We start from the raw sequence: 22,984 nt of genomic DNA on the forward strand, positions 1-22,984 counted from the left end.
GGCGCTCCTATCCGGCGAGCCCGCGCATGTACGCGAACAGCCCGCACTCGCCGAGGGCCATCGGAATGAGGGTGATCAGCAGGAACATCTCCAGGATGTCGCCCGCGCGGTTCCAGAACGGCGAGGGCCGGTGGCCCGGGAGCCACAGCCCCACCCCCACCACGACCGAGGTCGCCGCGACCAGCGGGAGGAGCGCTCCGGCGGCCATCGTCACCGGCGAGGCGTCCCATGAGATCGCGATCGCCAGGGCGCCGAGGCCGAGCATGCCGGGCACCAGCATCGCGAGCCGCTGGACGCGGCCCCGGAACAGCCGGGAGCGCAGCAGGAGGAGCACGGAGATGACGGCGGCGGTGACCGGGCCGAGCCAGCCGTCGCGGAACGCCGACGGGATCAGCCCGAGGATGCCGACGATCCCGAGGCCCACCGTGAAGCCGGTGATGAAGCGGTCGGCCCGCGCGGTGCGGGTCAGCACCTGCTGCCCGTCCACCATGATCGTGTCGCGCCGCAGGTCGTCGGCGCTCTGCGGCACCGGCGGCAGCGTGACCTTGGAGAAGCGGAAGGCCAGCGTGGGGGTCAGCGGCGTCAGCATCATCGCGACCACGACCACGACCGCCGCGATCCCGGCCGCCGACAGGTCCTCGAACAGCAGCGCGGTACCGGACCCGGCGGCGCCGAGGACGCCGCCGATCACCGAGCCCCAGAAGATCGAGGCGCCGTCGTTGACGCCGACGGCCGCGATCACCGCGACGAGCACCAGGACGCCGAATCCGGCCAGCGTGTTCAGCGCGTCCATGTCGCCGAAGCCGTGGTCGCGCGCCGGGCCGAGCAGGCCCGCGAGGAAGGCGTGCGGGAGCGCGGCGAAGGCGAGCACCGTGCCCGCCTTGGCGTCGCCCGCGGCGCGCGAGGCGACCACCGCGCCGATGACGAGGAGCAGGGCGACCACCCCGGCGGCCGCGGCCGGGACGACCCAGGACGGTCCCGCGAGGAGCACGACGACGGCGGCGAACGCCGAGCCGCCCGCGCCGACGCCGAGGGAGAAGGCCCGGGTCCACTCGGGCCGCCAGCGGTCGCGCCGGTCCTTGACCGCGGTGGCGACGACGTCGGCGACGTCGTCGAAGGCCAGCTCGGGAAGCTGGGACATGCCCGGACGCAGGTAGAGGATCTCGCCGTCGCGCAGCCCCGCCTGCGCGGGGGTGGCGCCGCCGTCGAAGGGCGCCTCGTCCAGCCGTTGCAGGACCCAGCCGCCGTGGGCGAGGCCGGCGTCGGCCATCTGACTGCCGGAGTAGTGCAGGATCGCCGGGAAGAACTGGGCGAACGGCACGTGGGCGGGGAGCGAGATGTCGATGCGGCGCTTGGGGGCCACCACCGTGACCCTGCACAGCTCCGCCCCGGTGACTGAAGCCACTGAACTTCCTCACATGTAGGCACGGCCCCAACAGGGAGCACCCGGACACCGGCGAGAACCGTAACAACATAGACCTCTCGGACCGCCCGCTGCGACCGGCTGAGATGCCCAACTTCGATGCGGTAACGCCCATCCCGGTTCCACCCGGCGGGGGCGTTGGGCGTCCACGATGCCACGCCCGCACGACTTTTCCCGGCCTATCGCTTTCACCGCCCCCGCATGGTGGGCAGAGGGGATGATCCTGGTGGAATGTTTCGCTTTCCCCCGAATCGAAGGCGCCGCCGGTCGGAGCCCGCACCCCTCGCTGAAGCGGGTCCGGATGATCAAAGGATTATGCGGTTCTGTACCCGTATGATGCTGGGCTGCGACATTGACGCCCGGGAGGGGGAGCCAGTCCAGTGAGCACCGTTCTGGTCCGGCGGAAGGAACGCCGCAAGCCTCCGGAGATGCCGCGGGGCGAGGTCCTGCTGGAGTCGCCGCCGGAGCTTCCCGAGGTCACCTCCGACGGCTTCCGCAACGTGCTGACGTTCCTGCCGATGGCGGCCGGGTCCGGCTCGATGGCGTTCATGTTCCTGAACCCCAACTCCAACCCGCTCCAGATGGTGGCGGGCGGGATGATGGGCCTGTCGATGTTCGGCATGATGTTCAGCCAGGTCGGACAGCGCAGCGGCGAGCGCAAGACCAAGCTGAACGGCGAGCGCCGCGACTACCTGCGCTACCTCGGCCAGGTCCGGACGAAGGTCCGCAAGGCCGCCGCCCAGCAGCGCGAGGCGCTGGAGTGGTACAACCCCGACCCGACCCGGCTGTGGTCGATCGCGATGAGCTCGCGGCTGTGGGAGCGGCGCGCCGACGACTCCGACTTCGGCCAGGTGCGGGTGGGCACCGGGCCGCAGAAGCTGGCCGTCCAGCTGATCGCGCCGGAGACCAAGCCGGTCGAGGACCTCGAACCGATGAGCGCGGGCGCGCTGCGCCGGTTCGTCCGGACGCACTCGACGGTGCCCGCGCTGCCGGTCGCCATCAACCTCCGCTCGTTCTCCCGGATCTTCCTGCTCGGGGACGTGGAGGCCGCGCGGGCGATGCTGCGCGCCATGCTCATGCAGGCGGCCACCTTCCACACCCCCGACGACGTGCGCGTCAGCGTCTGCACCTCGCAGGAGCGGCTGCCCTACTGGGACTGGGTGAAGTGGCTCCCGCACGCGCTGCACCCCACCGAGCACGACGCCGCCGGGCAGGTCCGGCTGATCGCGCCGACGATGACCGAGCTGGAGGTGCTGCTCGGCCAGGAGATCAAGGACCGGGCCCGGTTCGTCTCCGGCCGCCCGTCCAGCGACCTGCCGCTGCACGTGATCGTGGTGGACGGCGGCATGGCCTCCTACGACTCGCAGATCGCCGCCGACGGCATCGAGGGCGTCTGCGTCATCGACCTCTCCCAGACCGTCGGCTACACCACCGAGGCCGGGACGCTGCGGCTGAACGTCACCGCCGACAAGGTCCACATGCTGCGCAAGGACCGCGCGGGCAAGGACGTCCCAACGTCGATCGGCGCGCCCGACAAGGTCACCGTTCCGCAGGCCGAGAGCCTGGCCCGCCAGCTGTCGCCCTTCCGGTCCAGCGCGAACGACACCGTGGACGAGGAGGACGTGCTGGCGAACAACATGACGCTGACGTCCCTGCTCGGCGTCGAGAACGCCTACGCGGTGGACCCCGCGCGGGTGTGGCGGCCGCGCGCCCAGCGCAACCGGTTCCGGGTGCCGATCGGCCTGGACGCCGAGGGCCGCCCGATCGAACTCGACATCAAGGAGTCCGCGCAGGGCGGCATGGGCCCGCACGGCCTGTGCATCGGCGCGACCGGTTCCGGCAAGTCCGAGCTGCTGCGCACGCTGGTCCTCGGGCTCGCGATGACGCACGCGCCGGACATCCTCAACTTCGTCCTCGTCGACTTCAAGGGCGGCGCGACGTTCCTCGGGATGGACGGCCTGGAACACGTCTCGGCCATCATCACCAACCTGGAGGACGAGCTCCCGCTGGTCGACCGCATGTACGACGCGCTGCACGGCGAGATGGTGCGCCGCCAGGAGTACCTGCGGGCCATGGGCAACTACGCCTCGCTGCGCGACTACGAGAAGGCCCGGCTGGACGGCGCGAACCTGCCGCCGATGCCGACGCTGTTCCTCGTCCTGGACGAGTTCTCCGAGCTGCTGTCCGCCAAGCCCGACTTCGCCGAGCTGTTCGTCATGATCGGACGGCTCGGCCGGTCGCTCGGCGTCCACCTGCTGCTGGCGTCGCAGCGCCTGGAGGAGGGCAAGCTGCGCGGCCTGGACACCCACCTGTCCTACCGGATCGGCCTGCGGACGTTCTCGGCGATGGAGTCGCGCGTCGTCCTCGGCGTCCCGGACGCGTACGAGCTGCCTCCCGCCCCCGGCAACGGATACCTGAAGTTCGCCACCGAGCCGATGGTTCGCTTCAAGGCGGCCTACGTGTCGGGGCCCGTGGACGAGCAGCCGAAGCAGAACGACGACCGGCAGGGCAGCCAGATCGCGGCCCAGATCGTCCCGTACCTGCCGGGCTACATCCGTCCGCAGGTCATCGAGGACCAGTCCGAGCAGGAGCCCGAACCCGAGGAGAGGAAGAACCAGGCCTCCCTGTTCGACGTCGTCGTCGGGCAGCTCGCCGGGCACGGCGCGCAGGCGCACCAGATCTGGCTCCCCCCGCTCGACGAGCCGCCCGCGCTGAACGAGATGCTCCCCCAGCTCCAGGTCACCCAGGAGCACGGCCTCACCACCGCCGGGTGGGACGGCCGCGGCAAGCTGTACGCGATGGCGGGCATCGTCGACAAGCCGTTCCACCAGCGCCGCGACCCGTACTGGCTGGAGCTGTCGGGCGCCGCGGGCCACGTCGGCATCGCGGGCGGCCCGCAGAGCGGCAAGTCCACCCTGATCAGGACGCTGATGGCGTCCCTCGCGCTCACCCACACCCCCGCCGAGGTGCAGTTCTACTGCCTGGACTTCGGCGGCGGCGCCCTCGCCGCGCTGGCCGACCTGCCGCATGTCGGCGGCATCGCCACCCGCCTGGACGCCGACCGCGTCCGCCGGACGGTCGCTGAGGTCAGCGGCCTGCTGGAGCAGCGCGAGCGGGAGTTCGCCGAGCGGGGCATCGACGGCATCGCGACCTACCGGCGGATGCGCGCGTCCGGCGAGCACCCCGGCGACGGCTACGGCGACGTCTTCCTCGTCGTGGACAACTGGCTGACGCTCCGCCAGGACTACGAGGCGATCCAGGACACCATCACCCAGCTCGCCGCGCGCGGCCTCGGCTACGGCATCCACGTCATCGCCGCGACCAACAAGTGGACGGAGTTCCGCACCAACGTCCGCGACCTGCTGGGGACCAAGCTGGAGCTGCGGCTCGGCGACTCCTACGAGTCGGAGATCGACCGCAAGCTCGCCGACAACGTCCCCGAGGGGCGGCCCGGGCGCGGCCTTTCCCGCGACGGTTTCCATTTCCTCACCGCCGTCCCCCGCATCGACGGCGGCGGCGCCGACGAGTCGCTGAACGACGGCGTCCTCAAAATGGTCCGGGCGGCCTCCGAGGCGTGGCACGGCCCGCGCGCCCCGCAGGTCCGCATGCTGCCGGACGTCCTGCCGCTGTCGTCCCTGCCGACACCCGCCGAGACCGGTATGCGCATCCCGATCGGAATCGACGAGGAGTCACTCTCCCCCGTCTACCTGGATTTCGCGCAGGATCCGCACTTCCTCATGCTCGGCGACGCCGAATGCGGCAAGTCCAACCTGCTCCGGCACATCACCACCGGGATCACCACCCGCTACACCCCCGAGCAGGCCCGGATCATCTTCATCGACTACAGCCGCTCGCTGCTGGACGTCGCCAACACCGAGCACCAGATCGGCTTCGGCGCCTCGGCCCCGGCGGCGACGTCCCTGGTCAACGACATCCGCGGCGCGATGATGCAGCGCCTCCCCCCGGCCGATCTCACCCCCGACCAGCTCCGCTCGCGCTCCTGGTGGACGGGCTCGGACCTGTTCCTCATCGTCGACGACTACGAGATGGTCGCCACCTCGGACAACCCCCTGCGTCCACTCGTGGAACTGCTCCCCCAGGCCCGCGACATCGGCCTGCACCTCATCGTCGCCCGCGCCATGGGCGGCGCCGGCCGCGGCATGTTCGACCCCGCCATCACCCGCATCAAGGAAATGGCGTCGCCCGGCCTCCTGATGTCCGGCAACAAGGACGAGGGCATCCTGCTCGGCAACGTCAAACCGCACAAACTCCCGCCCGGCCGCGGCTACCACATCGACCGCCGCACCGGCACCCGCCTCATCCAGACCGTCCACCGCGAAGACGCCCCTCAGTGACCGGCACGCCCTGCTATGTTGATCAACCTGCGACAAGCTCCCGAACCCACCCATCTCCCCCGCGGCATTCCGCCTGAGGAATCTGGCAGACCGGGGAATCTCTGTTCTTTCCAAGGAGTTGACGATGGCACCTGAACTTCGCGCGAAAGCCGAGGAGATCGCCAAGAACGCGGGCGAGATGAAGTCCGAGCCCTACGGCTATATGAAGCTGGCTCAGGAGTACACCGACAAGGCCTGCCACATGCACCCCCTGGCGTTCGGTGTCATCTGTAGCGCGCTGCTCTCCAGCGAGTACGAGAACTCGCGGCACGCTCTCTCGGAGAGCATCAAGGCGGGCGTCAAGCAGCTGGAGATCGCGTCGGGCGGCCTGGTCAAGGTGGCCAACACGATCGCCGAGGCCGAGGTCGCGAGCAGCGCCGACACCAAGGCCGCCCGGGACCCCGGGTTCAAGTACAAAGAGCCCGACGGCAAGTCCGGGCTGAGCATGGCCGAGGGCGCGGCGCTGTTCGGCGGTGTGACGCTCGCCGTGGAGAACCTCGCGATCGCGACGGCGTGCGGCGCCTCGTCCGCGCTCGCGCCGACCGCGATCGTCTCGACGGTCCTGTGGGCGATGTTCACCCCGGACGACCCGACGCTGTCCAAGGCCGTCGGCGGCTGGGAGTCGGTGGCCACCCAGATCGCCGGGGTGACCGGCGGGACCTGGGAGAACATCAGCAAGTCGCTCGACAAGAACTGGGAGGGCGACTCCAAGAACGCCTACGACACATGGGCGGAGGTCTTTAAGGCCGAAGTCGACCAGACCAAGGCGGCCGCCGAGAAGAACAAGACGGCCCTCGAAGAGATCATCAAGCAGATCCACAATCTCCAGAACAGCATGTTCATCTTCGCCATGGGATGCCTGGTCGCCATCATCGCCTTCGCGGTGGCCGAGAACGCTCCCTACATCGGCCCCATATGCCGGGTTCTCAAGGAGATCCAGGGGCTGATCCTGAGCGGCGGCACCGGAACCGTCATCGCCGCCGTCCTCGCCGTCGTGGCCGGAGGGCTCGGCCCGCTCCGCGACATGCTCGACGTGCTGGGCGCGAACTTCGCCACCCTCGCCGTCAACCAGGGCGGCGGCGGCACCTCCTTCAAGGAGGTCAACATCAACTGGGCCCAGCCCAACGTCCCCGTTCCGAGCTGACGCTCGCCCGGACGGACCACCCCACGAACACCGCTCAGCACGGAGGAAGAATGGCAGGCACCGGAAACCCCGAACTCGACCGCGAAGTCGAGCGGTTGAACGGCCGGTTGCAGCAGGCGCTGTCCCTGGTATCCGCGATGGCCGAGTTGAAGGGCGAGGCCGAGAGCAGGGACGGCTTCGTCCAGGTCACCCTCTCCTCGAACGGCATGCTCTCCGGATTGACCATCAACCCGCGGGCCATGAAGCAGGGCTCGGAGGCGCTCGCCGAGCAGATCCTGGAGACGGTGAAGACCGCCCAGGAGAACCTGTCGAAGGAGAGCCAGGAACTGGTGGCGCCGCTGCTCGGAGACATGGGCCGATACCGCGAGATGCTGTCGAACGGCTCCCTTCAGGATGCGGCGGCGACCATCTCGGCCGCCCCGTCCGAGGCCGCCCGATCCGAGGACCCGATCCGCACCGTCTCCGAGCAGTTCGAGCGAATTCAGCAGCTCATGGGAATGAACAACAAGTAGCCATCCGAGGCGAAGGCGGTGCCGTCGTCAGCGTGCTATAAAGCACGCTGACGGGCGGCCGAGCGGGCTGCGACCACGAAACCTGGTGGGGCTGATGCAAAACACTACCGTCTTCAATGGGAAGACCAAGCCGTTCCGGCAGTCGATGCTGGGGGCCGTCGGTGTGTTCCTGGTCGCGCTCGCGCTGGTCATCGTCGGGACGTTCGCCGGTTTCGGGAAGGGCGTCGGCCTCATCCTGGTCATCGTCCTGCTGGCCGCGCTGGCGGCCGCGGGAACCATGATGCCGTCGCTGACGCACCCCTTGGTCCTCCGTATCGGCGACGACGGTATGGAGGTGAGCATGCGCGGTAAGACCACGCTGATCCGCTGGGAGCAGCTGGAGGCCGTGCGCATCATGCCGCCGTTCGAGCACTCCAAGCACAGCTGGCTCGTGGCCTCCCCCCGGCAGGCCCCGATGCAACTGCCCCGGCGCATGTACCACCCCGAATGGAATGCGGACCTTTCGGTGGTGAAAGTGTGCGACCTCGACATGCTCGACGCAGATGTCGAGACCATTAGGGCGGCCGTACGGCAGGCGGCGGGCCCCCTTTGGCGCGAGTGATCGGGCCCCTTTGACGCGAGTGATTCCGCCGTCCACCACCCGTTAGGCGGCGGGACCGCCCGGGGTCAGGCGCCGGGGCGCCAGTTGCGGCGGCGGCCGGCGGGGATGATCAGTGCGGCGATTCCGACACCGGCGGCGGCGGTGAGGGCCACGGCGGCGAAGGACAGGGCCAGGACCTTGCCCAGGTGATCCTCCGCCGGGGGGCGGTCGAGCGATACGCGGTGGGCGATGGCGGGGCCCGCGGGCGCGCCGCCCGTCGACACCGTGGTCACCGCGCGGAGCGGGTTCACCACGCCCGAGCCCGAGCCCTGCACCTGGGCGCCGTCCGCGGTCCTCTCGATGCGCTCCTTGACCTGGAGGTAGGTGAGCTTCGGGTTGAAGGAGCGGATCAGCGCGGCGGTGCCAGCGACGTAGGGGGCCGCGAGGCTGGTGCCGTCGTCGGCCTTGTAGGCGTTGCGCGGCCAGGTGCTGACGACCGCCTGGCCGGGTGCCGTAACGGTCACGGGGGTCACGGTGTTGGAGAAGCCGGCCAGCTTCCCGTCCTTGGACAGCGCGCCGACCGAGATCACCCCGGCGTAGCTCGCGGGATAGGACTTCTGGGGGGTCTGCTTCTGCTGGTCGGTGAGGTTGCCGGCCACCGAGACGATCACCACGTCGTGCTGCTGGGCGTACAGCACGGCACTGCGCAGGTCGGGCAGGTCCGGCGACTGGGACGAGATGTTGATGACCTTCGCGCCCAGCTCGACCGCCTTGCGGATCGCCAGCGGCGTCCAGCGGGAGTCGTTGCCCTGGGACTTCACCGCCATCTTCACTGAGATGAGCTGCGCCTCGGGGGCGACGCCGAAGAACGAGATGCCCTGGGCGCGCAGGTCCCGGCCGCCGATGATGCCGGCGACCTGGGTGCCGTGGCCCACGCAGTCCTGGAGGCCGGACTTGGTCACGTCATAGGACGCGACGCGCCCGCGCAGTTGCGGGTGGGTGGCGTCCACGCCGCTGTCGACGATGGCGACCTTCACGCCCCTGCCCCGGGTGTGCGTCCACGCGTCCACGTAGTTCAGCCGCTCCTCCGGCCAGAGCTGCCGTGGAAGCTGGTTCGCGGGGCTGCCGAAGACCAGCGGTTCCTCGCAGGGCGCGGCCATGGCGGGGGGCGCGTAAAGGGGAGGCGCGAGCACGCCTCCGAACGCGGCGGCCGCCGTCAGCGCAATCGCTTTGCGTCGTCGCACCAGCCCTCCCGGCAATGACCGAACCATGAGCAACAAGCACATTACCGAGATTTGGCTGACGGCCTCAGAGCAACGTACGGATCAGAAAGATCACGGCGGCGAGGACGAGCACGATCGGCAGCCCGATCTTGATGAGATGGTCGCGGCGTTCCGCGAGGACGCCGGGCCGGTGGGCGAGGCCCGCGCGAGTGCGGACGGGCTGCTGGTATTCGGCGGCCTGTTCCCGTTGGTAGGCCGCGTAGGCGTCGTGCAGTCCCGCGTGCCCGGGGAAGGGCTCGGGGATCGATTCGGGCGCCGGCGCGTCGCCCGCCGGGAGGCGGAACTCGCAGGCCAGCGCCACGAACGAGCCGATGGCCAGGGCGCGCCAGGGGCCGGGGAGACGCTCGTCCAGACGCAGGACCCCGTCGCGGCGCTCGGCGACCTGGGCGCCCTCGGACGTGACCCACCGGGCGGTCCGCGCGTCCTGCCCGTCGGGCAGCGTGGGGCGGCTGCCGTCCGGCGGCGTCACGTAGACCACGTCGCACAGCGGACGCAGGTCGGGGCCGAGCACGCGCGCGGCCGGCGCCACGGTCATGCCCTGCGCGTCCGTCCGGGCCTGGCCGCCGGGGCCCGCCGCCGAGTGGTGGTCGTACTCGACACGGCCGAGGACGGCGCCGTCGGGGCCGGCGAACGCGCTCTGCGGCGGGACGAAGTTGAACTTCAGATGCTCGGCGCGGTCGACGTACAGCAGCACCCGCCCGTCCGGCCCGGTGAGCGCGAACGTGAGGCGCGGCATGGCGACGGGGTCGGGGGCCAGCGGGTTGCCCCGCGGCGAGCGGACGCGCGCCGCCTCGACCAGGCGCGCGAGGACGGTACCGGAGGCCGCGTCGACGACCTCGTAGGGGTCGGCGAGGTTCACCCGCAGAGCCGCGGCGGAGAACAGGTCGAGCGCCATCATGGGCGACGCCCGCGCCGCACATGCCTCCTGCGCGACACGACCGTGGTCGCCGAAAGCGCGGTCGCCATCACCACTCCCCCGATCAGCACGAAGGGAAAGTATTTATCATCGGACGGCTCGATCCGCCACCTCTCGTAGACGAGGTCGTGGGAGACGGCGACCCGCTGCCCGGTCCTGTAGATGGTGGACGGCTCGGCCGAACTGCTCTTGGGCCGATCGACGATCTCACGCGGAGCCGAGGCACAGGCCAACCGGTAGCGGTACGAGAAATGGCTGTTGTCCCGGGTCTCCCGCGCGACGGCATCGACCCGGCACCACTCCCGGTCCTTCCGCCCCTCCTCGCCGTTGAGCATGATCCCGACCAGGAGCAGCGCCCCGGCGGCGCAGCCGGCGAAGAGGCCGGGCACCCCGGATCGCCAGTTGACGGTGCGCAGCAGAATCCAGGAGCCGAGGCCGACGACCGGCCCCCCGGCCGCCGCCGTGATCGCGACCGCGGCCAGGGTCGCGTTCCGCATGTCGCCGAGAAGGAAGAAGGCGACGAGAGCCGACAGGATCGGAGCCCAGCCCGCACCGAGCACCCAGTACCCGATTCGAGCGCGACGTGCCCCGACCCCCGCCTCCGCGCTCCGCGCGGCCTCCAGAGCGTCGGGACTCCACGACTCGTACCGCTGGCTCATCGCACGCTCACCTCACAACCGCCGAGTGGCCGGCCAGTCATGTTCGGCTCAGGTCGAAGGCGAGCGGTGAAGCGATCACCAGCGTTCGCAATGGTTCGGGCAGTCGGAATTCGAGCTGTAGACGATAGGAGTCCCTCGGATGGCCTTCCCGTATCTCCAGTTCGGCGATGTGAAGGCCCTCCATGTCGGTGTAGTCGCACGAGAGCGGTGACCACGAGTCGTTGCCGGGGTGGCCCATGGTCCATCGGAGGCGGCACAGCGGGCGGCCCTCGGCGTCCAGCAGGCGCTCACACCAGACCTTCGTTCTGTAGACGAGTGTCCGCCGCAAAGAGGCGAGCGCGCCCACCTCTGAAGACATTTCTCGGACCATGGACTCCTCGTCGTAGTCGATCCGGCCGAGCGGAGTACGGTCGGCGTCCAAGATTTCCGGGTACCCGCCGTGACGGGTGACGAAGAAGAGCGGTGTCCCGTCGGGCCCGCCGACCCTTAGCTCCACGTAGGCTTCACCCAGGCCCGAATCGCGGAAGGCGGCGGCCAGGCCCTTGCGGGGTTCCGGACCGGCCACCTGATCCACCCGGGCGAGGAGCCGTTCGCCCCCGTCGCTGATCTCGTACTCCAGCCGCCACGACAGCTGCTCGATCCGCAGCACAGGGACGTCGAACAAAACCCACTCCTCCTGGAAGCGCTTCCCCGTTCTGCTCGGCATTTCGACCGGCGCAGCGTTGACCTTCGCACGTAGGTTAGGGGCGGCGATTCACGGCCTCCACCTTTTGGGACGCCGTCCTGAGTATTCGCCGGTTTGGGACAGGAAAATAAAGCGAAGTCCTATGGCCTCAACCGCAGCCGATGGGCTCCGCCCCTCAGGGCATCACCCTGAGGGGTGAGGAGATCATCATTTCCACGGCTATCGGGGTGGCGATGACGAGGGTGCGCAGCGGCTCGGGGAGGGGGTGGCGGAGGTGCATCGTCTTGCAGCGGCGGCGCGGGGCGTTCGGGGAGCGGTCGACCGCGAGGTGCGCTATCTCAGCGCCGGACGAGTCGGCGAGGGTGCCACCCGCCCTCGGTTTGCGCATGCTGGGGCTGGTGTAGGTGGCCATTCGGTGGCGGTTCGCGTCGGAGAGGACGAAGACGCTGCCGCGTTTGCCGGACAGGACGGAGAACATGCCGCTGATGCCGCCGATCTCGACATTGATCGATCCGATGGGAGCGCCGTTCGGTGCGACGACATGGACGGGCTGGCGGCTCGTCGAGCTGATCGTCCGGTCGAGATAGAAGTAGGGGGCGCCGTCGGGCGCGGCCACGCAGATCAGGACGCGGCCGTCGTCGAATCCGGCGTGCGGGTTGGCGTAGGGCACGCCCGCGTCCTCCGGACGGCGCGTCGGGAGGCGGGTGCCGTTGGCGATCAGTTCGCCGTTGCTGTGGAAGACGTAGTGGTGCGGCTCGGCGGGCTCGTCGACGGTCCAGGTCAGAGCCTCGTAGAGGGACGGCACGTCAGGTCCTCGTCAGGTCGAAGGCGAGCGGCGAGGCGATCGCGAGCGTTCGCAGCGGCTCGGGGAGCTGGTACAGGAACTGGAGCTGGTACTGGTCCTTGTGCATGCCCTCGCGGACGTCGAGCCTGGCGATCTGGACGCCGTTCAGGTCGGTGTAGTCGCTCTGGACGGGATGCCAGCGAGGGTTGTCGGGGTCGTGGTTGTGGCGGAACGTCCAGTCGAGGACGCACAGCGGACGGCCCGCCGCGTCCAGCAGGCGGTTGCGCTGGGCGGGACTCATCGCGCCGGCGGCGATGCGCGCCACGTTGGACAGGATGCCGCCGGACGAGGCCATCTGGCGCGCGGTGGCCGTCCGGTCCTCGTCATAGCGGCCGATGAGGGTGCCATCGGGCGCGACGATCGCGACCGGGGAGCCGCCCTGGCGGTCGACGAAGAAGGCGGGCGTCCCGTCGGCGTACCCGACCTGGACGACCACGCGGGCGTCGCCGACGCCGGAGCCGAAGACCGACAGCAGGCCCTTGCGCGGTTTCGGGCCGCCGACCTGCGTCGCCCGGCCGACGACCTGCCCGCCGGGGTCGATGAGCTCGTAGTCGAGCTGGGATGACAGCTGCCTGATGTGCAGTACCGAGACGTCTAACACGGGATCCTCTCGTTGTCCCTATTCGGACGGTGGTTCGATTTGGGTGGGGTTTCCTTGCCAGTCGAGGGTGTGGGCGGCGGTGGTGAGGGCTTCGCGGGTGCGGGCGCTGATGATCACTGGGTAGTCGGAGGCGTCCGCGCGGTCGTGGTGGACGATGACGTCCGGGCCGCCGTAGGTGAGGGTGTCGACGCCGAGTTCGCGCCAGGGCTCGAATCCCATCGGACGGTACGCCGCGTCGAGGCGTTCGCCGACCGGGGTTCCGGGGAAGTCGGCGGTGTCCAGGCGCAGGCACCAGCCGAGGCTCGGTGGAAGGCGCTGCACCGCGAGTTGGACGAAGAACTCCGAGATCGACCGGGCCTGCGGGACCCATTCGTCGTCGGCGACCGTGACGAGGACGCGGGGATCGTCCTGTCCGGCCTCGGCGGCGAGGTAGCCCCATTCGTTGCAGTACTCGTATTCGGCCTTGAAGACGCACACGCGCAGGTCGTCGTCCGGGCCGACGAACGGGTTGTCTTCGGGCAGCCCCTCGGCGACGCCGTACCCGGACGGGTCGGGCCGGACGGTCGGCGGGTACACGGGATTGGTCCAGTACAGGCGCGGCGAGTGGGTGAAGGAATTGAAGGGGAGTTCCCACCACTCGTCCACGGCCTGGGGGATCGGGAGGGAGAAGTCGACGCCCTCGAACTCGTCGTCCTCCTCGCCCGTCCATTCTCCCTTGAGGCGCCGTATATACGTCTGGTGCTCGTTCTCCGACCATTTGGCCCAGGGGGTCGCGTCGGCGGGCACCGTGTATCCCCACTCCTCCTGGAACTCGCGCAGCAGGTCCCAGCGGGCGCGGGGCGGGGCGAGCCGGTCGGCGAAACGCCCGTAGTCGATCATCTCCGTCACGGGGTGAAGGGTAATGGCGTATTACCATCTGGCGGGTGCAATCCACCGCACCCGCTCCCCCGGGTCCCGGCGAGCGCCCCTCGCGGCGCTGGCTGGTGCCCGCCTGTGTGCTGGCGGCGCTGGCGGTTCTCGTGCCGGTGTTGTGGGTCGCGGGTGGGTTCGCGGAGACGCCGCGTGAGCCCGCGTCCAGGCCGGGAAAGGCGATCGATCTGGGCCTGTTCAAGGTCGTGGTGCGGGACGCGCGGATCGGCACCGTCAAGGCCGACTTCGGATCGGGGCGGCAGCGGTTCGTGATCGTGCGGATGTGGGTGCTCAACCAGGGGCAGGAGACCGCCTCGCTCGGGTTCGGCGGGCTGCGCGAGGGCGTCACCGCGCTCACCAAGGCGGGCAAGTGGGTGAAGCCCGACGAGGTGGAGGGGGCCGCCGGGGGCGCGAAGACCGGCAGGGCGCAGCCGGGGCTGCCGGTGGAGGCGTCGGTGATGTGGAAGGCGGGCCCGGCGGACACACCGCGCCGGTTCACCGTCGGCCTGCGCAAGTGGGAGTACGACCACGGGTTCACCGACGACACCTACAGCTGGCGGATCGATCTGGAGGACGACTCGCTCGCCGGGCGGCTGACCCTCCCCGTCGCCGCACCGAGCCCGAGGGTGAGGCCGCGGTGAGCGTTCGCAGGGTGTTGACGCAGGGCGGCGCGGGCGTCGGCGGGGCGGTGCTGCTCGCCGGGGCGATGTGGCTGCATTCGATCGGGCCGCACGTCCGGGCGCGGGCGCTCGAACCGATCCGCGACGGCGGCGGGATCGGGCGGGTGGTCGGCAACCGCGTGTTCAGCGTGCGGGTCGACCGGGTGGACGCGGCGCGGTCGCTCGCGCCGGACCTGTCCCTCGGCGACCCGCCGTCCGTGGGCACCGACGGGGTCTACCTCGTGGTGCGGCTGTGGGCGAAGGCGGAGCGCGAGCCGGTGAAGCTGGCGGCGGCGAAGCTGGAGACGTCCGGCGGCCTGTCGTTCCGGGACGATCCGCGGACGGGCGCGGGCCAGGTCGTCCAGCCCGGCCTCCAGCCGATGATCTGGACGCCGACCGCGTTCGTGTTCGAGCTGCCCAAGGAGCGGGTGGCGGGCGCGCATCTGGTGGTGGGGACGGGCGGGCTGCTGCCGCAGTTGTCCGCCGAGGCCGACATCGACCTCGGGCTCACCAGGGCACGCGCCGCCGAGCTGATCCAGGGCGCGCGAGAACGCTATGACGTGCGGGAACGCCGATGACCGGTGACCCGACGCAGACCCAGCCCGATCCCCCGGCCAGGACGGGCCTTCCGCTGCGCGATCGGCGCGTCGTCCAGGCGATCGCACTGGGCACGCTGCTGCCCGCGCTGCTCACCCTGCACTGGGTGGACGAGACGCACAACGTCCGCAGCGGCCTGAAGCCGGAGGAGAAGGTCACGACGGTCCCGCGCGGCGCGGCCGGGGAGCTGGCGGGGGCGCGGTGGCAGGTCGTCGATCGCCGGACGGCCGCACCCCTGGTCACCCCGCCGTCCGGTGCGCCATCGGGGGCGGTCGAGGTGGCCGAGCTCCGGGTGACGCTCTCCGTCGTCCCGAAGGACGCGGCGTCCGCGAAGGCGGTCGGCGCGTACGGGATCGTGTACCGGCTCCGCGACGGCGACGGCCACGTGTGGGCGGCGACCGGGCTCGACACCGGCACGGCCCGGCCGGGCGTCCCGGTCCGGATCACGGTCCGGGGGACGGTGCCCCGTGCCAAGGCCGACCTGCTGGCGCTGGAGGTGCGGCCCCCGGCGTACCCGCGGCCGAAGGGACCACTGCCTTCGCTGCGGTTCGCGCCGTGACCCGCGCCATCACCAGGTTGAACGCCGCCGCGAGCAGGCAGATCCGCAGGATCTGGAAGACCAGCGCCGTCCCGTACCCGACGAGCGGCAGCCTCGGCATCCACCACGTGACCTCGTGCGGGCCGAGGAGTTCGTAGATCATCCGCCGCGACGCGTCCTCCGCGACGTCCAGGCCGGTGAACAGCAGGCAGAACGTCGCGAACGGCAGCACCCCCGACCGGCGGACGAGCCGCAGCCCGTACCAGGCGGGCAGCCACATCTCGCGGAAGCCCCTGGTCAGGATCTCGCGCGGGCTGTTGACGCGGTCCAGGCCGCCGGCGCGCGCCAGCCGCTCCGCCGCTCGGCTCCGGCCGAGCACGACCTGCTCGTCGCGCGCGTCCAGGCCGAGTATGACCCCGGCGATGACGAGCCAGATCAGCGCGCCGAGCACCGCGTCCTTGAACGTGGGCCACTGGTCGAGGACGGGCCCGGCCGCGTCGGTGACCCACCCCCATGCCTGCCGCTGGGTGAACCAGTCGACGCCCTCGCCCCGCAGGTGGTCGATCGTGAAGATGCCGAACAGCGCGAAGTTGATCTCCAGGAACGCGACGAGCGCGCCGAACGAGCGCTGCGACCGCTCCTCCAGCAGCCACTCGACCAGGAACCGGACCACGAAGAACCCCGCGGTCAGCCCGATCGCGAGCGGAACGTGCTTCTCCAGCGAGACGAGCATGCCGACGCCCTTGATCTGCCCCTCGAACCCGCCCTCGGCGAAGCCGCGGCTCGCGGCCTCGCCGGCGAACTCGCGGGCGTCCTCGCCCTGCAACCCCCAGCCCAGGTAGAAGATCACGAAGGGGAGCGCGGCGCGGCCCATCGCGCCGGTGACCGTCTCCTCGTTGCCGACGGCCCAGGGCGTGAGGCCGCCGCCCGACTCGCGCGCGTGCACGACGTCCAGCCCCTCGCGGACGCAGTGCACCATCGCGACCGCGACGGCGAGCGCGACCATCACGAGGACGCCGACGGTCAGCAGCGGCGCGACGGCCGCCGCCGTGCCCTTCATCTCGCCGAGCCGGTACCCGCCGTACATCGCGCCGTAGCGCAGCAGCTCGCCCAGCGTGAACCAGAGGCTCAGCGGCAGCACGAACCGCCCCGCGAGCCGGAGTGCGGCCCAGGGCAGGATCAGAGGGGAGCGTGCGGACATCGCGCCGATGTTACCCAGCCCGCACCGCCGAGCCCGCCGGATCGGGCCCGGGAAAGGCCGGACCCCGCCGCCCCGCGTGCGGCGGGGCGGCGGGGTCCGAAGACTTGCCCGCGAAGGCTCTGCTCAGATCGCGACCTCGAGCGCCGCGACCTCGCCGGTCTTGGCCGTGACCGGGTTGTCCACGCTCACGCCGCCCGCGGCGAGGACGCGCACGGTCCAGTCGCCGTCGGCGGCGAAGAACCGGAACACGCCCTCGTCGCCGGTGACCACCTCGGCGGTGAACTCGCCGGTCGAGTCGAGAAGGCGCGCGTAGGCGCTGGACACCGGGGCGCCGTCACGGGTGACGGTCCCCTGGATCACGGCCTCGTTGTCGAGGTCGACGGTCGCCGGAAGGTGCGCCGTCTGCGCGGGCGCTGCGCAGCCCTGGGTCATTGCTCCTCCATCTCCGTGCACACGGAAAGGTCTACGGAAGGTCGGGACGGACTTACTTGGGCTCGCCGAGCTCGATCGGGACGCCGACGAGCGAGCCGTACTCGGTCCAGGAGCCGTCGTAGTTCTTGACGTCCTGGAGGCCCAGCAGCTCGCGGAGCGCGAACCAGGTGTGCGACGAGCGCTCGCCGATACGGCAGTAGGCGATGGTGGACTTGCTCAGGTCCACCCCGGCCGCGCCGTAGATCTCGCGGAGCTCCTCGTCGGACTTGAACGTGCCGTCGTCGTTGGCCGCCTTCGACCACGGGATGCTGCGCGCGGTCGGGACGTGGCCGGCCCGCTGCGCCTGCTCCTGCGGCAGGTGCGCCGGGGCGAGGAGCTTGCCGCTGAACTCGTCCGGCGAGCGGACGTCGATCAGGTTCTTGGTGCCGATCGCGTCCACGACCTCCTCGCGGAAGGCGCGGATCGACAGGTCCTGGTCCTTGGCCTTGTACTCGGTGGCCGGACGGGACGGGACGTCGGTGACCAGCTCGCGGGAGTCCAGCTCCCACTTCTTGCGGCCGCCGTCCAGCAGCTGCACCTTCTCGTGCCCGTACAGCTTGAAGTACCAGTACGCGTACGCGGCGAACCAGTTGTTGTTGCCGCCGTAGAGGATCACCAGGTCGTCGTTGGCGATGCCCTTGGACGACAGCAGCTGCTCGAAGCCGGTCTTGTCGACGAAGTCGCGGCGGACCGGGTCCTGGAGCTCCGTCTTCCAGTCGATCTTGACAGCGCCACGGATGTGGCCCTTGTCATAGGCGGACACGTCCTCGTCGACCTCGACGAGAACGAGACCGGGCGAGTCGAGGTGGGACTCGACCCATTCGGCGTCCACCAGGACGTCGGAACGGCTCATGCGGGTACCTCCCTGTCGGAGCGAATCTTCGCGGTGTTGCTGTGGTGCCGGGTCTTGCGTTGTTGCAGGTCTTGCCGGTGTTGCGGGTCTCGCGCGGGTCAGTGCCGCTGGAGCGAGGGTGCCCCCTCACCTCCTCCGAACCGCGCGGCGACTCGCCGGACGAGCAGATACGTCTCGCAGCCGAGGCAGAACCCGAACGCGGCGTTCAGGAAGGCCGCACCCAGCGCGAGGGCGGTGGCACCGATACCGAGCCATGTGGTCCCCGTCGCGTATCCGGCGGTTCCGACCAGGGCGAACACGAGGCCGACGCCCTGCGCGAAGCGGGGCGGGGCGGCGTCTTCGAGCTCCCTGGGCGGGGCCAGCCGGGGACGGATCAGCACGGCGAAGACCAGTCCGTACGGGGCGTACCGGAGGCCGAGGACGGTCGCGAGCGCGAACACGACGGCCTGGGCGGCGAGCAGGGCCCCGCTTCCCCATACCAGGACCGCGACCAGTACCACCGTCGTGACGGCCGCCGCGAAGCGCTGCCCACGAGGATCGACCTGCATCGGGGTGCTCCAGAGTGGAGGAAACGTGCGTACGAGCTGAAATCGAAGTGCTCGGGGCGAACGGGCTCGATGCCTCAGGCCATACGACAGAGCGAGGCGGCCACGCGGCAGAAATCGACCGCGCGGCGCTTCGTGAGCATCTGCTCTGTCCAGTAACGCACGGACACGATGGTAAGCCGACAATCGACGCCCTGTCACATCCGTCTCGCCTTGCGAGACAGTTACATTCGTCTTCCCGCAGGTCAACAACGGGACGGCGCGTTTCGGTGGAGGCTCACGCGTCAGGGATCGCCAGGCCGAGAGCGGCGATGACGTCGGCCTTGCGGGGGGTTCCGGCGGCCCGCCGGACGACGCGTCCGGCCGCGTCCAGAATCAGGACTGTCGGTGTCCGGATCACGTTGAGCCTGCGGACCAGCTCCAGGTGCGACTCCGCGTCCAGCTCGACGTGCGCCACGCCGTCGACCATGCCCGCGACGTCCCCGAGGACGCGGCGCGTCGCGCGGCACGGCGCGCAGAACGCGCTGGAGAACTGGACGAGCGTGGCCCTCGTCCCGAGGTCGGTGCCCAGCTCGTTCGGGTTCAGGGTGTGCACGCCGCCGCCCTCCCGCGCCCGCGAGGTTTCGCGCAGCGCTCCGTCACGGCGCCGCCTGATCAGGCCGAACACCGTGGCCGCCGCGAGGACCACGGCCGCGACCAGTACGCCTTCCATCGCCAGTGACAACCCGCGCATTCCCGGGATTCTTCCGGGAAACGCGTGATCAGGTGGGGATGGTGAGCAGAGGCGTACCGTCCAGGCCCACGATCTCCAGCGAGAACAGCGCGCCGCGGGGGAACATCGTCGAGCCGTAGTACCGGCCGTAGCCCTTGTCGTAGGGGACGTACCAGCTCCCGAGCGCGTCCCGCCGCCCGTCGCGGGCGATCACCAGCAGGCGGCACCGCGACCCCTTGGGCACGCCCGACACATACAGCTCGACCTCGGTGCCCCACTTCTTCTTGCGGAGCATCACGAAGCCCTTGACCTTGCTGTTGGGGCTCTCGGCCGAGATCCGCTCCCCCGTACTGGTCGGCGTCGGCGGCCCCGGCGACACGGACGTGCCGGGCGGCGCGGCCCCCTCGCGGCCGTCCGGGGACGGGAACACCATCCCGCCGAACAGCGCCCCGGCGAGCACCAGCAGGCACGCGGCCACGGCGAGCGGGGCCCACGCGAGCCGCGGGCCCCGCCCGCCCGGCCACCCCCGCAGCGGGCCGAGCCATCCCCTCCGTCGCTCGGCCGCGCGGGCCAGCAGCCCGTCCAGCAGTTCGGGTGGCGGACCGGTGATCTGGCTGAGCTGCGCCTCGTCGACCCGGCCGAGCAGCGCGGGCATGCCCGCGAGCCCGGCCAGCTCGTCCCGGCAGGCGGGGCAGCCCTCCAGATGCGCCTCCACCTGGCCGCGCTCGACCGGGTCGATCGCGCCCAGCACGTACACCCCCAGGGAGGTGCGGACGTCCGTGCAGTCGTTCATGGCGCCAACCCCCGCTCCTCCAACGCGAGCTTGAGCGCCCGCAGCGCGTAGTAGGTGCGGGACTTCACCGTGCCGGGCGGGATGCCCAGCGTTTTCGCCGCCTCGGCCACCGACCGGCCGCGGTAGTAGGTCTCCACCAGGACGGCGCGGTGCGGCGGGGACAGCTGCGCCAGGGCCTCGGCGACCGTCCAGGACTCCAGCGCCCGGTCGATGTCGTCCGAGCCCGCTTCCGTCATCAGGACCTGTTCGTCGATACCGGTCTCGGGCGGCCGGGCGCGTCTGGCCCGATGCGCGTCCACCACGAGGTTGCGCGCCACGGTGAACAGCCAGGGGCGCACGGGACGTCCCGCGAGCGCCTCGGGGTGCTTCCAGGCGCGCAGGAGCGTCTCCTGCACGACATCCTCCGCCTGGGTACGGTCCCCGCCGGTCAGGCGCAGGACGTAGCCGAGTAGGGGACCGCCGTGCTCGCTGTACAGAACGCGCAGCAAACGCTCATCCGCGGTTGGACCCACACCACAGACACGTACGCCCTCCCCGCCTGGTTCACAACCAGGTTGGGTTAATTTCAACTAAGCCGGGCCTATTTTCCCGGCGGCCGGGCTACTTCAGCCGCTGCGACCGCTCCGGGTCGTTCAGCCGGACGTCGGTCGCGGTCGCCTCGACCCGCAGCCCGTCGTCGGTGGGCTGCAACCGGCTGATCCGCGACCCGACGGGCAGCTCGGGGATCGGGACGACCCAGGTCAGCGGGGCGCGCAGCAGCGCCATCGGCACGGTCGCGCCGGTCCTGGAGGTGAACGAGGTCGGGGTGACCGCGATGCCCTTGGCCGTCGGCTTCACCGAGACGATCGCGGTGCCCGCGACCGGGATGCCCGACATCGTCCCGGTCATCTCGACCGCCAGCTGGTCGCCCTTGGGCTTGATGCTCCTGACCTGCCGCGGCGCGTGCTTCTGGACGGCCTCGTAGGGGACGACCGCCGACGCGGTGGCCTTCCCGGCGACCACGTTGGCCGTGCCGCCCGACAGGACGTCCGGGAGCGGCGCCTTCACGTCCCGCATGTCGACCTTGACGTCGTTGACCGTGACGCCCTCGCTCGTCCACACGCCGATCTTCACGTCGATGTGGTCGTAGTCGCCGCCGATCGCCTGGGTCAGGAACGGGATGCCGTGGATCGTGACGTCCGGCCGCTCGGGGAGGTTGTACTCGGCGGCGACCTGCTTGCCGATCTCGTCCTGCGCGACGCGGACGCCGATCCGGTCGGCGGCGGCCACGCCGACGACCAGCAGGATCAGCAGCACCAGCAGTACTTTCCGCATGTCACTCCTTCAGGCGACGGCACGCGATCGACCCACAAGATAGTGCGCGAACCACCCCGAACGGGTCGCGCCGCAGAATGAGATCGCCAGGACGTCCGTAGGTGCGGAGCATGACCCGCCCGATCCCGTGAGCTGGACGCGCGGACTCTCCCGTCCCGGGTCAGCCGCCCGCGAACGGCGGCAGCACCTCGACGACGCCGCCCTCCGGCAGCGCCACCGACGCGTGCGGGCGGGCGCCGACCGGGTCGCCGTCCACGAGGAACGAGCTGCGGCCGACGACACGCCGGAACTCCTCGCCGCGCCCGTCCCGCGCGGCCGCGGCCGCCACCGCGTCCGCGAGCGTCACCGCGTCGTAGGGCTCCTCGTGGACGCCCGCCGCGGCCTTCGCTGCGGCCCAGTACCGGATCGTTCCCATGGCCATGAGGACAGCGTCTCATCCCCCGAGCGGCACCGCCGCCCCGCCTGCCGCGGGACCGCCTCGGATATGCTCGGCGTGAGGGATCCGGGCGACGAGGCCATGGAGTTCATCAGAGCCTTCATGGTCACCTCGTCTTCGAGCCGCCGACCGTGCCGGGGCTCGGACGATGAGCCGCCTGGGTCCTACGCCTTTTGGGACGAGGAGGCGGCACGTGAGCAGCTTGCTCCTGCTGACCAACGCACTGGAGCCGTCCGAGGAGATACTGCCCGCGCTCGGGCTGCTGCTGCACCCGGTGCGCGTCGCCCCCGCCGAGGCGTCCGCGCTCATCGACGCGCCGCCCGCCGACGTCGTGCTGGTGGACGCGCGGCGCGACCTCGTCCAGGCCAAGAGCCTGTGCCGGCTGCTGCGCACGACGGGCCTGGACGCGCCCCTGTTCGGCGTCGTCACCGAGGGCGGCCTCGCCGCGCTCAGCCCCGAGTGGGGCCTGGACGACCTGCTCCTCCAGACCGCCGGGCCCGCCGAGGTCGAGGCCCGGCTCCGGCTCGCCGCCGGCCGCGCCGCCGCCGCGGGCGAGGACGACGACGCCCCCGGCGAGATCCGCAGCGGCGAGTTGACGATCGACGAGGCCACCTACACCGCCCGGCTGCGCCGCCGCGTCCTCGACCTGACGTTCAAGGAGTTCGAGCTGCTGAAGTACCTCGCCCAGCACCCCGGCCGGGTCTTCACCCGCGCGCAGCTCCTCCAGGAGGTGTGGGGCTACGACTACTTCGGCGGCACCCGCACCGTCGACGTCCACGTCCGCCGCCTCCGCGCGAAGCTGGGCGCCGAGTACGAGTCGCTCATCGGCACCGTCCGCAACGTCGGCTACCGCTTCGTCCCCGAGCACGACCCCGGCGACACCGAAGAGAACACCCCCACCCGCGCGTGACCTCG

The 22,984-nt window shown here is 70.8% G+C and carries 26 protein-coding genes; 8 read left to right on the top strand and 18 right to left on the bottom strand.

Annotated elements, in window-relative coordinates; genetic code table 11:
* Positions 1 to 7 precede the first annotated feature (7 nt).
* Positions 8 to 1,405, bottom strand: a complete 1,398-nt coding sequence (eccD, locus tag K2F47_RS29760; protein WP_242909077.1) for a type VII secretion integral membrane protein EccD — start codon at positions 1,403 to 1,405, stop codon at positions 8 to 10.
* Between the two features lie 398 nt (positions 1,406 to 1,803).
* On the opposite strand from eccD, the gene eccCa reads away from it, so the two are divergent.
* From eccCa to K2F47_RS29780, 4 genes are all read left to right on the top strand, one after another.
* Positions 1,804 to 5,778 (top strand): type VII secretion protein EccCa, encoded by a 3,975-nt coding sequence (gene eccCa, locus K2F47_RS29765; protein ID WP_242909079.1) that lies wholly within the window; start codon positions 1,804 to 1,806, stop codon positions 5,776 to 5,778.
* A 124-nt stretch (positions 5,779 to 5,902) separates the two neighbouring features.
* Complete coding sequence (locus tag K2F47_RS29770) at positions 5,903 to 6,961, top strand: hypothetical protein (RefSeq protein WP_242909081.1); 1,059 nt, start codon at positions 5,903 to 5,905, stop codon at positions 6,959 to 6,961.
* A gap of 50 nt (positions 6,962 to 7,011) precedes the next feature.
* Positions 7,012 to 7,473, top strand: coding sequence for a YbaB/EbfC family nucleoid-associated protein (locus K2F47_RS29775; protein WP_242909082.1), 462 nt, complete (start codon positions 7,012 to 7,014; stop codon positions 7,471 to 7,473).
* Between the two features lie 94 nt (positions 7,474 to 7,567).
* On the top strand, positions 7,568 to 8,074 hold the full coding sequence (locus K2F47_RS29780; protein ID WP_242909083.1) for a hypothetical protein: 507 nt from the start codon (positions 7,568 to 7,570) through the stop codon (positions 8,072 to 8,074).
* A 65-nt stretch (positions 8,075 to 8,139) separates the two neighbouring features.
* Here the strand turns inward: K2F47_RS29780 and K2F47_RS29785 are convergent, their stop codons facing one another.
* From K2F47_RS29785 to K2F47_RS29815, 7 genes are all read right to left on the bottom strand, one after another.
* Positions 8,140 to 9,297, bottom strand: coding sequence for a S8 family peptidase (locus K2F47_RS29785; protein WP_242909085.1), 1,158 nt, complete (start codon positions 9,295 to 9,297; stop codon positions 8,140 to 8,142).
* Between the two features lie 64 nt (positions 9,298 to 9,361).
* The gene (locus K2F47_RS29790) at positions 9,362 to 10,234 is read right to left on the bottom strand and encodes a hypothetical protein (protein ID WP_242909087.1); all 873 of its coding nucleotides are present in this window, start codon (positions 10,232 to 10,234) and stop codon (positions 9,362 to 9,364) included.
* Positions 10,231 to 10,911, bottom strand: coding sequence for a hypothetical protein (locus K2F47_RS29795; protein ID WP_242909089.1), 681 nt, complete (start codon positions 10,909 to 10,911; stop codon positions 10,231 to 10,233). The genes K2F47_RS29790 and K2F47_RS29795 overlap by 4 nt, the downstream gene beginning before the upstream one ends.
* A gap of 37 nt (positions 10,912 to 10,948) precedes the next feature.
* Complete coding sequence (locus K2F47_RS29800; RefSeq protein WP_242909091.1) at positions 10,949 to 11,575, bottom strand: hypothetical protein; 627 nt, start codon at positions 11,573 to 11,575, stop codon at positions 10,949 to 10,951.
* 196 nt (positions 11,576 to 11,771) lie between these two features.
* Positions 11,772 to 12,401 (bottom strand): hypothetical protein, encoded by a 630-nt coding sequence (locus tag K2F47_RS29805; RefSeq protein ID WP_242909093.1) that lies wholly within the window; start codon positions 12,399 to 12,401, stop codon positions 11,772 to 11,774.
* A gap of 1 nt (position 12,402) precedes the next feature.
* Positions 12,403 to 13,041, bottom strand: coding sequence for a hypothetical protein (locus K2F47_RS29810; protein WP_242909095.1), 639 nt, complete (start codon positions 13,039 to 13,041; stop codon positions 12,403 to 12,405).
* A gap of 18 nt (positions 13,042 to 13,059) precedes the next feature.
* Complete coding sequence (locus tag K2F47_RS29815; protein ID WP_242909097.1) at positions 13,060 to 13,929, bottom strand: hypothetical protein; 870 nt, start codon at positions 13,927 to 13,929, stop codon at positions 13,060 to 13,062.
* Positions 13,930 to 13,964: 35 nt separating this feature from the next.
* Here K2F47_RS29815 and K2F47_RS29820 point away from each other — a divergent pair, with 35 nt between their 5' ends.
* From K2F47_RS29820 to K2F47_RS29830, 3 genes are read left to right on the top strand one after another with little or no spacing between them, the layout of a single operon-like run.
* Positions 13,965 to 14,591, top strand: a complete 627-nt coding sequence (locus K2F47_RS29820; RefSeq protein WP_242909099.1) for a hypothetical protein — start codon at positions 13,965 to 13,967, stop codon at positions 14,589 to 14,591.
* Positions 14,588 to 15,187 (top strand): hypothetical protein, encoded by a 600-nt coding sequence (locus K2F47_RS29825; protein ID WP_242909101.1) that lies wholly within the window; start codon positions 14,588 to 14,590, stop codon positions 15,185 to 15,187. Before K2F47_RS29820 ends, K2F47_RS29825 begins: the two co-directional genes overlap by 4 nt.
* Positions 15,184 to 15,765 carry a hypothetical protein gene (locus tag K2F47_RS29830; protein WP_242909103.1) on the top strand — a complete coding sequence of 194 codons (582 nt, stop codon included), beginning with the start codon at positions 15,184 to 15,186 and terminating at the stop codon, positions 15,763 to 15,765. The genes K2F47_RS29825 and K2F47_RS29830 overlap by 4 nt, the downstream gene beginning before the upstream one ends.
* Here the strand turns inward: K2F47_RS29830 and K2F47_RS29835 are convergent.
* The 10 genes from K2F47_RS29835 to K2F47_RS29875 all read right to left on the bottom strand — a co-directional run bounded on the left by K2F47_RS29835 (position 15,650) and on the right by K2F47_RS29875 (position 22,054).
* Positions 15,650 to 16,945, bottom strand: a complete 1,296-nt coding sequence (locus K2F47_RS29835) for a hypothetical protein (protein WP_242909105.1) — start codon at positions 16,943 to 16,945, stop codon at positions 15,650 to 15,652. The genes K2F47_RS29830 and K2F47_RS29835 overlap by 116 nt on opposite strands.
* 123 nt (positions 16,946 to 17,068) lie before the next feature.
* Positions 17,069 to 17,377 (bottom strand): DUF1416 domain-containing protein, encoded by a 309-nt coding sequence (locus K2F47_RS29840; protein WP_242909106.1) that lies wholly within the window; start codon positions 17,375 to 17,377, stop codon positions 17,069 to 17,071.
* A gap of 52 nt (positions 17,378 to 17,429) precedes the next feature.
* Positions 17,430 to 18,269, bottom strand: coding sequence for a sulfurtransferase (locus K2F47_RS29845; RefSeq protein WP_242909107.1), 840 nt, complete (start codon positions 18,267 to 18,269; stop codon positions 17,430 to 17,432).
* Positions 18,270 to 18,367: 98 nt separating this feature from the next.
* Positions 18,368 to 18,817, bottom strand: coding sequence for a DUF4395 domain-containing protein (locus K2F47_RS29850; protein WP_242909108.1), 450 nt, complete (start codon positions 18,815 to 18,817; stop codon positions 18,368 to 18,370).
* Between the two features lie 74 nt (positions 18,818 to 18,891).
* On the bottom strand, positions 18,892 to 18,957 hold the full coding sequence (locus tag K2F47_RS41825) for a putative leader peptide (RefSeq protein ID WP_353819285.1): 66 nt from the start codon (positions 18,955 to 18,957) through the stop codon (positions 18,892 to 18,894).
* Between the two features lie 134 nt (positions 18,958 to 19,091).
* Positions 19,092 to 19,409, bottom strand: coding sequence for a TlpA family protein disulfide reductase (locus tag K2F47_RS29855; protein ID WP_308198500.1), 318 nt, complete (start codon positions 19,407 to 19,409; stop codon positions 19,092 to 19,094).
* Between the two features lie 166 nt (positions 19,410 to 19,575).
* Positions 19,576 to 20,319 carry an anti-sigma factor family protein gene (locus tag K2F47_RS29860; RefSeq protein ID WP_242909109.1) on the bottom strand — a complete coding sequence of 248 codons (744 nt, stop codon included), beginning with the start codon at positions 20,317 to 20,319 and terminating at the stop codon, positions 19,576 to 19,578.
* Positions 20,316 to 20,807, bottom strand: coding sequence for a sigma-70 family RNA polymerase sigma factor (locus K2F47_RS29865; protein WP_443611978.1), 492 nt, complete (start codon positions 20,805 to 20,807; stop codon positions 20,316 to 20,318). Before K2F47_RS29865 ends, K2F47_RS29860 begins: the two co-directional genes overlap by 4 nt.
* A gap of 112 nt (positions 20,808 to 20,919) precedes the next feature.
* Positions 20,920 to 21,633, bottom strand: coding sequence for an LmeA family phospholipid-binding protein (locus tag K2F47_RS29870; protein ID WP_242909111.1), 714 nt, complete (start codon positions 21,631 to 21,633; stop codon positions 20,920 to 20,922).
* Between the two features lie 160 nt (positions 21,634 to 21,793).
* Entirely contained in the window at positions 21,794 to 22,054 is a 261-nt protein-coding gene (locus K2F47_RS29875) for a MoaD/ThiS family protein (RefSeq protein WP_242909112.1), read from the bottom strand.
* A gap of 208 nt (positions 22,055 to 22,262) precedes the next feature.
* Between K2F47_RS29875 and K2F47_RS29880 the strand changes: the two genes are divergently transcribed.
* Positions 22,263 to 22,979: a winged helix-turn-helix transcriptional regulator gene (locus K2F47_RS29880; protein WP_242909113.1), complete on the top strand. Its 717-nt coding sequence runs from the start codon at positions 22,263 to 22,265 to the stop codon at positions 22,977 to 22,979.
* The last annotated feature ends 5 nt before the right edge of the window (positions 22,980 to 22,984 follow it).

The organism is Actinomadura terrae (assembly GCF_022751215.1).
Taxonomy (GTDB): domain Bacteria; phylum Actinomycetota; class Actinomycetes; order Streptosporangiales; family Streptosporangiaceae; genus Spirillospora; species Spirillospora terrae.

Bases quoted from the DNA above. Each gene is read 5' to 3' on its own strand.
- K2F47_RS29870 (WP_242909111.1), bottom strand. From the start codon at position 21,633: ATGCGGAAAGTACTGCTGGTGCTGCTGATCCTGCTGGTCGTCGGCGTG.
- K2F47_RS29775 (WP_242909082.1), top strand. From the start codon at position 7,012: ATGGCAGGCACCGGAAACCCCGAACTCGACCGCGAAGTCGAGCGGTTG.
- K2F47_RS29830 (WP_242909103.1), top strand. From the start codon at position 15,184: ATGACCGGTGACCCGACGCAGACCCAGCCCGATCCCCCGGCCAGGACG.
- K2F47_RS29835 (WP_242909105.1), bottom strand. From the start codon at position 16,945: ATGTCCGCACGCTCCCCTCTGATCCTGCCCTGGGCCGCACTCCGGCTC.
- K2F47_RS29875 (WP_242909112.1), bottom strand. From the start codon at position 22,054: ATGGCCATGGGAACGATCCGGTACTGGGCCGCAGCGAAGGCCGCGGCG.
- K2F47_RS29840 (WP_242909106.1), bottom strand. From the start codon at position 17,377: ATGACCCAGGGCTGCGCAGCGCCCGCGCAGACGGCGCACCTTCCGGCG.
- K2F47_RS29860 (WP_242909109.1), bottom strand. From the start codon at position 20,319: ATGAACGACTGCACGGACGTCCGCACCTCCCTGGGGGTGTACGTGCTG.
- K2F47_RS29845 (WP_242909107.1), bottom strand. From the start codon at position 18,269: ATGAGCCGTTCCGACGTCCTGGTGGACGCCGAATGGGTCGAGTCCCAC.
- K2F47_RS29850 (WP_242909108.1), bottom strand. From the start codon at position 18,817: ATGCAGGTCGATCCTCGTGGGCAGCGCTTCGCGGCGGCCGTCACGACG.
- K2F47_RS29795 (WP_242909089.1), bottom strand. From the start codon at position 10,911: ATGAGCCAGCGGTACGAGTCGTGGAGTCCCGACGCTCTGGAGGCCGCG.
- K2F47_RS29780 (WP_242909083.1), top strand. From the start codon at position 7,568: ATGCAAAACACTACCGTCTTCAATGGGAAGACCAAGCCGTTCCGGCAG.
- K2F47_RS29770 (WP_242909081.1), top strand. From the start codon at position 5,903: ATGGCACCTGAACTTCGCGCGAAAGCCGAGGAGATCGCCAAGAACGCG.
- K2F47_RS29790 (WP_242909087.1), bottom strand. From the start codon at position 10,234: ATGATGGCGCTCGACCTGTTCTCCGCCGCGGCTCTGCGGGTGAACCTC.